Here is an 11,993-nt window from a genome sequence, read left to right as displayed (position 1 = left end):
GGTGAGTAGCACCCAAAAGGCCTAAGCGTAGGGATTTATCTCATGAAATCTGTCTGATAGGGCGATGGTCACCAGGCCACGGGAAGCTCCCTGAGCCCGGCGAAGGTGCGATCCCGGCACAGCACGAGCCGATCGGCCGGCACGGCCAGTTCCAAGGCCGGGAACCGTGTCAGGAGCCGATCCAGCACGACGCGGAGTTCCACCCTGGCCAGGTGCATGCCGACACACAGATGCGGACCGTGACCGAAGGCCACGTTCGTCAGCGCCGGCCTGGTGGGGTCGTAGGTGTCGGCTTCGGCCCAGCGTTCCTGGTCGCGGTTGGCCGCGGGGAGATCGGCCACCACACGATCGCCCGCCCGGATGTCCGCGTCGCCGAGACGGCAGTCCGCCACCGCGGTGCGGTCCACCCCGCGCTGGACGATGGTCGTGAACCTGAGCGTCTCCTCCACGAGGGGATCGAGACGTTCGTCGGCGGCGGCCAGGGTTCTCGGCCTATCCGGGTGACACAGGAGCAGGGCGACCGCGGTCCCGATACTGGCCGCCAGCGAGTCGAAGCCGCCCAGTACGAGGGTCGCGCCTAGGTCGGCGATCTCCGTGTCGCCGAGGTCGCTGTGTTCGATCAGCTCGCTGAGCAGGTCGGATCCGCGTTTGATCCGGCGTTCCGTGACCAGCGTGCGCAGGTAGCCGAGCAGCCAGTCGTTGGTGGCCGCGGCGTGCTCGCGGTCAGGTGAGTCCGACAGCAGGTCGGTGGCGGCTTTCCGCAACGCGGGCCAGTCGTGCCGGGGCAGGTCCATCATCGTGCCGATGACCGACAGCGGGACCGGCACCGCCAGGGACTCGATCAGGTCGACCGGCGGACCCAGATCGGCCATGGCGTCGAGCCGGTCGTCCACCGCCCGCGCGATCGCGGGCTGCCAGGCCGCCACCCGCCGGGGGGTGAACGCGCGGCCGAGCGGCCGCCGGTAGCGGGAATGATCGGGCGGGTCGGTGTGCGGCAACCGGCCGATGAACGGTGCGTCCGCTCCGGGGGTCGCCCGGTGCATCGGGTCACCGGCCGCGCTGAACACGGGATCGCCGAGCATCGTGCGCACGTCGTCGTAGCGGGTGACGAGCCAGACCTGCTCGCCGTTCGCGAGACGCACCCTGGTCACCGGTCCCGCGACGGCGACGGCGGGGAACGGCGGATCGGCGTCACCGTGTCGCATGGGGATCTCCCGGCACCTGGTACCGGCGGGTGCCGGGACTCCAGTTGAGCGGACCGGACATCGTGTGGGTCAGGTTGTCCAGGTAGCCGGGCAGGCCCGGATCGATGGCGAGCCTGCCGTGACTCAGCGCGGCGGTCCGGTCGAGAAAGAGGGCTTCCTGCTCGGCGACCCTTCCCGCGATCCAGTCGACACAGTCCTGATGGGACCGGTCTTCGAGTCGTTGCAGGAGCGGGATGAGGCTGATGTACTCGCCGTCCCTTCGTTCCTTGGCGCAGGAGTACAGGTCGTTGGTGAGCCACAGGTGGTCCAGGACGACCTCGCGCAGCGCCCGAAGCTCAGGATCGGCCGCGGTCTCGCCGGACAGCGGCCGATCGTGCCCCAGCTCCGCGACGGTGAGGAACCATTTCATCGCGACGGTGACGCGACGGCGCTCGGCGTAGGAGTCCAGGTCGGTGAGCCCGTCCGCGTTCCGGGTGGCGACTTCGAGGAGGTAGCCGTCGAGCATGTCCTCGAAGTCCACCACGAACCGGCGCCAGCGGGCCTCGGTCAGGTGCGGTCGCAGCCGCTCGACGGCGTCGCGTGCCGGAGCCGCGGTGTCCGGCACGCTGTCCCAGCCGGTGACCGCGGCCATGATCTGGGCCACGACCTGCCGTGAGGCGTGCACGCTCCCGCCGACCCAGCCGGCGTCGCCGAACGCGTCGTCGATGACGACGATGTACTGGAACAGATCACACATCGGGCGCATGGCCGGATAGGGCAGGCCGGGCAGCATCGCGCAGCACAGCTCGGCGATCCGGCCGGCGAGGAACTTCTCCATCCCGGCGTCGTCACGGAAGCACGGGCGCGTCGTCCGGCGTATCCAGGCGTCGGACTCCGTGACGAGCCGCTCCGTCTCCGGATGGGACCGGGCCGGGAGAACGCTGCGCACCAGCACCTTGGGCGACCGGGCGGCCGTGGTCACGCCCACCGCCTGGAACGCAGGCGCAACCGCAGGGCCTTCGGTTCGAGCATGCTCCGGGCGCTCGAAGTGACCGGGCCCTTGATCATCGGTTCGAGCCGCCACCGCCGGAGCAGGGTCGCCAGGGTGACGATGATGTTGTTGATCGCGAATTCGTCGCCGATGCACCGGCGCGCGCCTTTGCCGAAGGGGAACATGGGGGCGCCGCGGAAGCGGACGTCCTCCTGCTCGCTCCATCGGCAGACGTCGAACCGTTCGGGATCGGCGAAGGCGTCCGCGCGGTGCTGGAGCAGGTACGGGCTGACCAGGATGCCCATGCCGGAAGGAATCCGGTGACCCGCCAGTTCGGTGTCCGCGATCGCCTTCCTGGTGTACATCCACGCGACCGGTTTGATCCGCATGCTTTCGCTGACCGTGCGCCGCAGCAACGGAAAGGAGCCGGTGTCGTCGTAGCCGATCGGTCCGGTCGGGCGAGCCTGACGGACCTCTTCGGCGATCTGGGCGTCCAAAGTGGAATCCCGGGACAGGAAGTACAGCGTCCAGGACAGGGTGGCCGCCGTGGTGCCGATTCCCGCGATGAAGAAGGTGACCGCCTGATCCCTGATCTCCTCGTCGGACAGGCCGTCCCCGTTCTCGTCACGGCCGATCAGCATCGACAGCAGGTCGCCGCGGTCGGCGCCGTCACGGCGGTACTCGGCGACGGTGGCGTCGATACGCTCGTACAGGCGGCGTTTGGCCCCGGAGTAGTGCCAGTTGTTCGGCAACGGCAGCCTGCCGAACCACGGCAGCACCATCCGCACGAAAGCTCCGCGTACCAAGGTCTCGACGGCGGCTCGCGTCCGCTGCTCGGCTTCGGCTCCCTCCGCGGCCCAGCCCGCGAACATCGTGTTCACCACGAACCGCATCGACAGCTGCTGCATGTCGTGCACGGTGTTGACGACCTGACCGTCCCGCCAGCCCTCGGTGACCTCGGCGAGTTGGTCGGCGACGGTGTCGCTGTAGGAAGGGATGCGGGTGCGGCGGAAGGCGGGCTGGACGAGGCGCCGCATCCGGGTGTGGCCGGCGTCGGGGCAGCTGGCGAGTCCGTCGCCGAGGAACTCCCCGACACTGTCGAAGAACGGGCCGCCCTTGTCGAAGACCCGGTTCCGGTTGACCAGCACCTGCTCCGCCAGATCGGGGCGGCAGACCACGTAGGTCGGCTGGGTGCCCAGCATGATCTGGACGACGTCGCCGTGCTCGGGCAGTGAGGCGATGAACTGCTCGGGCGCGCGCAACAGCTGGGGCAGATGGCCGATCAGCGGAACGGCGCCGGGCGCGTGGGTGACGGTCATGCCCTCTCCAAACTGAATCCGGAGTACCGCGCCTCCGTGCCCGCCAGCACCTGATGCGCGGAGGTCAAGGCGGCGAGACGATAGACGCGGGCGAGAATCGGGACGTCGTAGACGAACGGCCGGGGGCCCAGTGAGTCGGGGTCCGCGACCGCGGGGCCCTGTTCGGACAGCCACGGCAACGCCTCCTCGATCAGCTCCACGGGCGGGTCGGGCAGGCTGCCGAGTGCCGCGACGGCGTGTGAGGTGACCATCAGGCTCACTTCGGACTCGTCACGGTGATAGCGCCATCCGCCGCCCGAGCCCGCCGTGTCCCGCAGGAACCGGAGGCAGCCGCCGCGAATCTCGGACACGACCTGCTCCGGGTACCCCGGTGGCAGGTCCGCGGCCGCCCGCAGCACGTGGAGAACCGGGAAGGCGGGGCTGCGGCTCCACTCGTGGGAGAAGCCGCCGTCGGGACGTTGCTTGCCGGCGAGCCATCGCCAGCCCCGGGCGACAGCGGAGGCGGTACCCGTAAACGCGCCCAGCGTGCGCAGGCATTTGGCGGTGATCTCCACTTCGGACGGTGCGCCCCGGACGAACGTGGGAAACCCGCCGTCGTCGTTCTGCAAGGACAGCAGGTGCCACGCGCCCCGCTCGGCGGCGCGCTCGTGGCCGGGGACCCTGCTCAGCGCGAGGGTGATCACCGCGGTGTCGTCGATGTCCGACTGGTCCACGGTTTCGCTGTAACCCCAACCGCCGCTCGGCAGCTGCTGATCGGCCAGGTAACGCGCCGCCCCGGCCAGCAGCGTGGGCGGCAATCCGCTGTCGAGCAGGGTGAGGGTGGTCAGACCGGTGACCCAGGTGTCCTCGTCGGCGATGAACGGCAGGCCCCCGTCCGCCCGTTGCTGGGCGACCAGGAACGCCAGTCCCGAGCGCACGGCGGGGTTGTTCCGGTCCTGTGTGGACAGGGCGAGCAGCGCGATGACGGTCGCGGGCACGTGGCACTGCCAGGAACCGTCCGGCCCCTGGGCCTTCGTCAGTTCCGCCGCCGGCACCGCCTTGTCGGCGTCGTCCGCGGCCAGCAGCCGTAACGAGGTCGCGATCAGGGTGATCCACTGGTGGGCATACGGTCCGGGGTCGAACGCGCGAGCCGGGGACCAGGAGACCTGGGGTACGAGCTCGGCGAGCAAAGCCAGGAAGAAGTCGTGCTTGCGCTTCCGGGAGTGGTGCTCCAGGCCGCCGAGCGCGGCCTTGACGCGGTCGGCCTGCTCGCTGGTGACGGGCAGCCCCAGCGCGCTTGTCGCGATCAGTCTCGCGAGGTCTCGTTCCAGCGCGCCCTGCCACCGCGGGGCGGGCGCGGCGAGCGCTTCGCGGCAGTACGCCGCGAGCTTGCGCGGTGCCGCGCCCTGGACGTTCAGCCGCCGGAACAGGTGCAGGGTGAGCCCGGACTCGAACAACCTGCTCCGGCAGCCGCCCCGCCAGCGGCCGTCGTCCCCGAGCGCCGAAACCAGCTTTGTCTGTGCCCCCTCGATTTCACTGCTCAGGGTCTCCGTGCTCATGATCGCCCACCGCCCGCGGTGGCGGCGGAATCGAGCGGTTCCGGGCGGAGGACGAGGTTCGTCGGGGCCACCGCCGCGGAAAGCACGTTCTCGCCGACCTCCCCGGTGCTCGCCGCCGCCAGCCGCCAGCGGGTCATGATCGTGGCCGCGACCACGGTGACCTCCAACAGCGCGAGCGCGTCACCGATGCATTTGCGGCGCCCCGCGCCGAAGGGGATGAAGGAACTGCGTGGTCGTTCCCGCATCGCCTCGGGTAGCCATCGGTCCGGGTCGAACCGCATCGGATCGGGGTACAGCCGGGGATCGCGGTGGATAGTGGTCGGGCTGAAGACCAGTTCGGTGCCTTCCGGGAAGCGGATGTCCCCGAGGGTGAACTCGGCCCGGGTACGCCGCATGACGAGCCAGGTGAGCGTGTGCCGCCGGACCGTCTCCAACACCACCTGACGCAGGTAGGGCATGCGGCCGACGTCCTCGTATTCGCACGGGCGGCCTCCGAGGACCTCGCGGTTCTCCGCGTAGACCCGTTCGGCGATCGCGGGGTTGAGGCTGAGTTCGTGGAAGAGCCAGGCCATCTGCAGCGCGGTGGTCTCCGAGCCGCCGATGAGCATGGTCATGACCTCGTCCCGGATCTGGCGGGGATCCATCGGCTTCCCGGTCCGGGGGTCCTCGGCGGACAGCAGGAGCGACATCACATTGTCCCCGAGGTCTCCGCCGCTCCTGCCCTCCTCGATGACGCGCCCGGTCAGCTCGTGCAGGGTCTCCACGGCGGTGTCGAAGCGGCGGTTCGCCGGGATGGGCAGGCGCTCGAACCGGGAACTGGGGTACACGGTGCGCAGGATCATCCCCTTGAGGATGTGCGGGGTGGCGCCGCGCACCGCGGCGAAGTCGGCTTGGCTGAGGTGCCGGGAGAACACCAGCACCGAGATCACGTTGAGGGCCAGTTCGTTCATGACACGGGCGAACTGCAGTGGTTTCCCCGGTCGCCAGCCGGAGATGGCCGCCTCGGCCTGTTCCCGGATGAGGGTCACGTAACCGGGCAGCCTGCCGGGGACGAACGCCGGCTGGATCAGCCGCCGCTGTCCGATGTGGAACTCGTTGTCCGTGGTGGCCAGTCCGTTTCCGAGAAAGGCCTGGGAGCGCTCGAAGATCTTGCCCTTGTCCAGCTGCTCGGCCTGCTTCACCAGCATGGTGTGGATGAGTTCGGCGTTGGTGAGGTAATAGATCGGCCGTGAGCCCAGGCGGAGACGGACCACGTCGCCGTGCTCGGACAGCGAGGCGAACAGCGGCAGCGGGGAACGCAGCAACGCCGGAACGTGCCCCACCACCGGCAGGGCTCCTGGAGCGGTCGGTACCCGGTCGGCCGGGATGGTCGTCGCGGCGCTCATGACTGCGAACTCTCCGCGCCGATACCGCGCCAGAAATCGGTGGCGTGCTTGATACGGCCGTCTTCGTAGCGCATGACGCTGACGATCCGGTGCACCTTTTCCGGGTCGGGGCCCACACCATGCCAGCCCCATTCCACCCACACCCGGTCCACGTCCTCGCAGGCCGCCACCAGCTTGCCGGTCATGCCGGGCGCGGCGGTGAACATTCCGGTGAGGAACTCGAACAGCTCCTCGTGCCCCCGCACGACACTGTCGGCGCCGAGATCGTCGAGCACGCAGTCCTCGGTGTACAACTCGATGACGCCGGGGATGTCGTGTGCGTTCATCCGGGTGATGAACTTGTCGAGCCGGGTCAGACAGGTGTCGGTGTTCACCGCGTTGGACATGGAGAGACTCCTCTTACTGGTGAGGCGGGAGGATCTTCGAAAGACCTGCGGAGAGAGTCCGAACGCCCGTGCGCTCGGTGTGGTCGCGGGGCGATCGAGTCCGGAAAAGCTCAGCCGGTGGGCTGTCTTTCCTCTGGTGGGAGGCACTTTCCCATCCGGTCTCCATCGGTCTCTGAGGGAGAATTCCGCCTGCTCTCGTGGCCTGGCTGTGAAATTACGGACTTTGTGCCAAGGCGGGAATTAGTCGTTCCAACGGTTGGAACGCGGCGAGCCCGAGAGGTCTCCCTCGCGTGCTCCTGAAGTACATGAAGGCCCCCTTCCTGTACCTGGGCGCAAGGAAGGGGGCCTTCATGTACTTGGCACGGTGGCCTAGGGGCGCAAAGCCTCGGCGAGTAGCGGAACCTGTTCCTGCGACCACGGGCTGAACAGGAAGGGAGCCCGGGCCATCGCCGCCACCAGATCCGGCCAGGGCAGCCACCGCGACTCGCACACCTCGTCGGGATTCGGGTGGGCCTCGCCGTCGGCGGTCGCCGTCCAGACCGGACAGAACTCGTTCTCCTTGATGCCGCTGACATCGACAGCCTGGTAACGGAAGCGGGGGAGGACCTTGGTGAGCCGGCCGATCGCCATGCCCAGTTCCTGCCCGCCGCGTCGCACGACCGCGTCCGCCATGTCCTCACCGGGCGCCGGATGGCCGCAGAACGAGTTCGTCCACACCCCCGGCCAAGTCTTCTTTTCCAGCGCACGCCGGGTGACGAGGACCTCGCCCGCCCCATTGAAGACATAGCAGGAAAAGGCGAGATGCAGGGGAGTGTCGGTCGTGTGGACCGTCCTTTTGGGGGCGGTGGCACGGGGCTGGAACCGCTCGTCCAGCAGGACGACCAGTTCTTCGGTCCCGGTGGTCCGGTCGTCAGGAGTCGTCATCGGAGCCCGCGTCCTTCCCGACGTCGGGTGTCACCGCCCAGACGTCGCCGGGTTTGCCGTAGGTGACGACTTTTCCACCGAGATTGCCGCGGTAGCCGCCTTCGGCGACCCGGAAGGCGGCGGAACCACTGATTCCATAGACTTCGATCGGCTCGGCTTCGTCACCGGTGAACCCGGTGAAGTCGGCACAGCCGCCCGGGTCGACGGCGGCGGTGGCGATGCCTCGCGCCACGAAAGTCACATAGGACGAGTAGCTGCCCTGCGAACACACGGTCAGCGTTCCCGCCGCCGCTGAAGCGGGTGAAGCGGCGGCGCCCGTCATGATTCCCGCCACGGCGAAAGCGACGATCGCGCGTGCGGCCACATTCCCGGGAAACTTCATCGGTGACTCCGTAGGAGAGAGATTCATCGCGAGCCTAGGTCACGAGCCGGCGCTCAGCTGGTGGCAGGAGCCTGCTCCGTCGTGATGAGGGGAGAACCTTTCACGAACGGGACGCGGGAATGTGGCTCCCGGTGGCGGATCGCCTCGCTGCGGCCGCGAAGGGGAGGTAGCGCCGGCTTTCGGGGAGGAAGTTCACCAGAGCCCCGAGCCCGGCGAAGAACCGCTGGGTGTGGCGACGATCCGCCTCGGTGACCTCGATGCCCAGGCGACGGAGGTAGCTTTCGGGGAGAGTCGGGATCGTGAGGCCGACCGCCAGCCGCCGGAAGGGCGGCCACACCCGGTCCCACAGGAACACTGGCACGTGGGGTGGTGGCAGGGGGCGGATGGCCGCCGGATCGAGCAGGTCGCGGACGACGTCGTTGACCTCGAGTCGGCTTTCGACGGTCTCCCGGAAGTATTCCCGGAACCCCGCGACGGTTTCCGGCAGATCCTTCCGGCGCAGGCCCATCACCGCACCGAGCGCGCGCCACTCGCCGTAGAAGCGCTCCTGCTCGTCTTCCCCGAGCGGTTCACCGGACAGTTCGCTCAACGCGACCGCGGCTTCGAAAAGTGTGGCGTGCACCCAGGCGTAAGCGTCCGGGTCCAAGCCGCGGTACTCGCGCCCCTGCCCGTCGACGCCGTGGATCGGCCGGTGGACCGCCCGCAGCCTCCTCGCCTCCGCGCTCGACTGGATGAGCGGACTGTAGACGAGCCGTTGCAGCGACCGCACTGTGTGGAAGAACCGGCTCACCCCCTCGGACCGGAAGTCCGAGTGCCCATCGACGCCCGCGCCGACCACGGGATGGGCGGTCTGCAGCACGATGAGCCGGAGGCTCATGGTCAGGATGGCCCAGCGGCCCACCAGGTCCCAGCTGAGCGAACCCGGGCCGGGCGGCGCGAGCCGGACCTGGGCGGTCTCGGCCGGTGCCTGGCTCGTGGTCATCCGGCACGCACCTCTCGGGCGAAGGGGGCGAGCTGCTCCGGGTCGAGTGCGTGCGGCAGGCCCTGCCGATACCGTTCGCGGTCGGCTTCCTTCAGCGCGGCGAAGTCGGGGGCGACGTGAAGCTCCCCGAGCGTGCATCGCGGGGCCGCGGAACCGTCGGCGTCGAGTAGGGCGTTGACGGCCTGGCGGGCGCCTTCGTTCGCGCCCTCCATGGTGGTGACGTTGATGTTGGTCCGCACCCAGTCGCCGGCCAGGAACAGGTTGGCGATCGAGGTCCGGGATTCGGGCCGGTCGTCCCACGATCCCGGGCTTTGGATGAACAACGGGCTGTCGTTGGCGACGTCGGGGGTCCCCGGCGCGACGATGGCCGGATCGAGGAACCACGAGTGCAGCATGTCGTCGCGGAGGACCGTCCGGTCTTCCGTGTTCAGGTGGGCCTTGATCTGCTCCCACGCTTCCTTCGCGATCTCATCGGCCGTGCAGTCCTTGGCCGCCTTGCCGTTGAAGGTGCCGGGTTTGAACCAGTCGGAGATGATCCCGGACAGGCAGTCCTTGACCGTGTGGTCGTGGTACTCCGAGAACGGGCGCGTCCAGAACTGCGCCTGGCTGATGGAAGTGATCGCCCAGGGCGAGTCCACGTAGTTGACGTGCCCGTGCACGACCGGCAGTTCTTCCCTGAGGTAGAACATCAGGCCGTTCATCCAGTCCGTGCGCAGCCGGCGGGTACGGGCCAGTTCCGGGGCGGCGTCGAGGACGTCACGGCTCAACAGGCGGGTGAAGCGTTCCACGGGGATCGCGGAAACGACGTGGTCGTAGGAGGTTATGTGATCGCCGCCTTGATCGTCCCGCAGCGTAAGCGCGGTGACCCGGCCTTCCGACACCCTGAGCGCCTCGGCACTCCAGCCCACCTTGAACTCCACACCGAGGCCCCGCAGATGTTCGATCCACGGCGAGAGGAGTTTCTCGTCGGTGGATCCGTTCAGGACGCGGTCGACCGTGCCACCCGGTTCGTTTCCCCGGCCGAGCGCGCTCCAGATGGTCGCTTCCGACACCAGGCCGACAGAATGCGTGCTCGCCTCGTCCGATTTGATCGCCGCCAGGTTGCGAATCATGCCGTCGGCGAACGAGCGCTGGAACTGGACCGACATCTTGTCGGCGTTGAGGAAGTCGTTCCAGGAGATCTTGTCCCACTGGCCGAGACGTCGTTCGTCGCAGCTGGCCCAGTACGCCAGGAACTTTCGTGCGCCGAAGAGCGCTTCGTCCTCCGGTACATGGGAAATCGTGCTCGCGAGGTAGGAGATGATGGCGGTCGCGGTGTCCGGGGTGAACGAATAGACCGCGGGCGGCAGGGGAGAGTCGGGGAGAAACGGGATCATGGCGTCGGGGGTGCCGTCGGCCCGGGCGCCGAGGTACGCCGAGGTGTCCACCAGATTGTCCCAGGTCCCGTTCACGTTGCCGGGGAAGGGAATCCGCCGCATGGTGTCGGTCAGGTTCCGGTAGAAGCCGGGAAAGAAGCGGAACCCGTGCTCTCCTGGAAGACCGCTCCCGGGGGCGGGGATGCTCCGGGCCTTGCCGCCGAGTTCGTGCCGTTCGTAGACGGTCACCGCGTAGCCCCGCTCGGCGAGTTCGAGGGCGGCGGACAGCCCGGCGATTCCCGCGCCGAGGATCGCCACCCGCTTCCCCGTCGGGGCGACGGGTTCTGCCGTCCTCGGGACAGGCCGGTGCTCGACTGCGCCGGCCAGGTCGGTGTCTTCGCCGGGGTGCTGGTCGACCGCCCCGCCGAAGCGCCGATCGCGATCGGCGTACGTTGCCACCGCCTCGATCAGGTCCGTCTGCGTGAAGTCGGGCCAAAGCCGGTCGGGGAAGTGCAGTTCCGCGTAGGCGCTTTGCCACAGCAGGAGATTGCTGATGCGCTTCTCGCCGGAGGTGCGGATCAGTAGATCCACCGGCGGCAGGTCCGGCTGGTACAGGCGCGAGATGATCGCGTCTTCGTCGATGTCGTCGGGGGAAAGCTCTCCAGCCACGATGTCGTCGGACAGGCGGCGCACGGCGTTGACGATCTCCTGCCGCCCGCCGTAGTTGACGCAAAGGTTGAGGGTCAGCCCCGTGTGCTCCGCGGTGCGTTCTTGCCAGCTTCGCAAGGTCTCGGTGAGTTCGGGAAATCCATCGATTTCCCGGCCGCTCCACCGGATCCGGACGCCGCGCGTCTCGAAGAACGGCATGTAGCCGTTGATCGCGTTGGTCATGATCTCCATGATGGTGGCGATCTCGACCGGTTCCCTTTTCCAGTTCTCACTGGAGAAAAGGTAGAGCGAGAGATTGCGCAGCCCCAGATCGATCGCCGTGTTGACGATGACGAACATGGACGGGAGCGCGGCGCGGTGCCCGGCGGTGCGGGGCAGCCCGTGCCGGTTGGCCCAGCGGCCGTTGCCGTCGACGATGATCGCGAGGTGCCGGGGAAGCCGGTCCGGGGAGAGGGTCGACACGGAACTCCTCCATCGTATGTTTCACTGCACGTGGATGTGGTGTTCTTGGTGGTGGACAGCGCTTTCTCGCGTGGCTCGCCGATGATGTCTTTCAGCTTTCATGCGTGTTGAACGAAAGACAAGAGCTGAGAGAATCGATGTGCGAACGTCGAAGGATCGCGCCGTTTCGGGCAGCGGCACCACTCAGCCGACGGTGACGGTGGGTTCTCCCTCGCCGATGGTCTGGCCGGATTCTTCGGCGATGCGCATGGCCTCTTCGATCAGCGTCTCGACGATGGCGTGCTCGGGCACGGTCTTGATGACCTCGCCCTTGACGAAGATCTGGCCCTTGCCGTTGCCGGAGGCGACGCCGAGGTCGGCCTCGCGTGCTTCGCCGGGGCCGTTGACGACGCAGCCCATGACCGCGACGCGCAGCG

10 protein-coding genes and 1 pseudogene are annotated in these 11,993 nt (G+C 68.3%); all 11 read right to left on the bottom strand.

Annotated features, from left to right (window positions below; all coding sequences use genetic code 11):
* Positions 1-68: 68 nt before the first annotated feature.
* The gene (locus CFP71_RS37515; RefSeq protein ID WP_093938655.1) at positions 69-1,205 is read right to left on the bottom strand and encodes a cytochrome P450; all 1,137 of its coding nucleotides are present in this window, start codon (positions 1,203-1,205) and stop codon (positions 69-71) included.
* Positions 1,192-2,166, bottom strand: a complete 975-nt coding sequence (locus tag CFP71_RS37510) for a terpene synthase family protein (protein WP_143267241.1) — start codon at positions 2,164-2,166, stop codon at positions 1,192-1,194. Before CFP71_RS37510 ends, CFP71_RS37515 begins: the two co-directional genes overlap by 14 nt.
* Positions 2,163-3,494: a cytochrome P450 gene (locus tag CFP71_RS37505; RefSeq protein ID WP_093938653.1), complete on the bottom strand. Its 1,332-nt coding sequence runs from the start codon at positions 3,492-3,494 to the stop codon at positions 2,163-2,165. Before CFP71_RS37505 ends, CFP71_RS37510 begins: the two co-directional genes overlap by 4 nt.
* On the bottom strand, positions 3,491-5,032 hold the full coding sequence (locus CFP71_RS37500; RefSeq protein WP_093938652.1) for a prenyltransferase/squalene oxidase repeat-containing protein: 1,542 nt from the start codon (positions 5,030-5,032) through the stop codon (positions 3,491-3,493). Before CFP71_RS37500 ends, CFP71_RS37505 begins: the two co-directional genes overlap by 4 nt.
* Positions 5,029-6,417 carry a cytochrome P450 gene (locus CFP71_RS37495; protein WP_167406411.1) on the bottom strand — a complete coding sequence of 463 codons (1,389 nt, stop codon included), beginning with the start codon at positions 6,415-6,417 and terminating at the stop codon, positions 5,029-5,031. The genes CFP71_RS37500 and CFP71_RS37495 overlap by 4 nt, the downstream gene beginning before the upstream one ends.
* Positions 6,414-6,803: a nuclear transport factor 2 family protein gene (locus CFP71_RS37490; RefSeq protein WP_093938650.1), complete on the bottom strand. Its 390-nt coding sequence runs from the start codon at positions 6,801-6,803 to the stop codon at positions 6,414-6,416. Before CFP71_RS37490 ends, CFP71_RS37495 begins: the two co-directional genes overlap by 4 nt.
* Before the next feature lie 369 nt (positions 6,804-7,172).
* Positions 7,173-7,727: an isopentenyl-diphosphate Delta-isomerase gene (gene idi, locus CFP71_RS37485; protein WP_093938649.1), complete on the bottom strand. Its 555-nt coding sequence runs from the start codon at positions 7,725-7,727 to the stop codon at positions 7,173-7,175.
* The gene (locus CFP71_RS37480; protein ID WP_093938648.1) at positions 7,714-8,109 is read right to left on the bottom strand and encodes a hypothetical protein; all 396 of its coding nucleotides are present in this window, start codon (positions 8,107-8,109) and stop codon (positions 7,714-7,716) included. The genes idi and CFP71_RS37480 overlap by 14 nt, the downstream gene beginning before the upstream one ends.
* 100 nt (positions 8,110-8,209) lie before the next feature.
* The gene (locus tag CFP71_RS37475; RefSeq protein WP_167406410.1) at positions 8,210-9,091 is read right to left on the bottom strand and encodes an oxygenase MpaB family protein; all 882 of its coding nucleotides are present in this window, start codon (positions 9,089-9,091) and stop codon (positions 8,210-8,212) included.
* A complete protein-coding gene (gene uppS / locus CFP71_RS37470; protein ID WP_093938646.1) occupies positions 9,088-11,577 on the bottom strand; it encodes a polyprenyl diphosphate synthase in 2,490 nt (829 codons plus the stop codon). Before uppS ends, CFP71_RS37475 begins: the two co-directional genes overlap by 4 nt.
* A 183-nt stretch (positions 11,578-11,760) precedes the next feature.
* Positions 11,761-11,993, bottom strand: a pseudogene (locus CFP71_RS37465) (flavodoxin-dependent (E)-4-hydroxy-3-methylbut-2-enyl-diphosphate synthase); the annotation flags it as partial.

Origin of the sequence: Amycolatopsis thailandensis, from assembly GCF_002234405.1 — a bacterium.
Lineage (GTDB): Bacteria > Actinomycetota > Actinomycetes > Mycobacteriales > Pseudonocardiaceae > Amycolatopsis > Amycolatopsis thailandensis.
The sequence above is the reverse complement of the archived record's forward strand: the minus strand, read 5'-3'. Positions and strand labels throughout refer to the sequence as shown.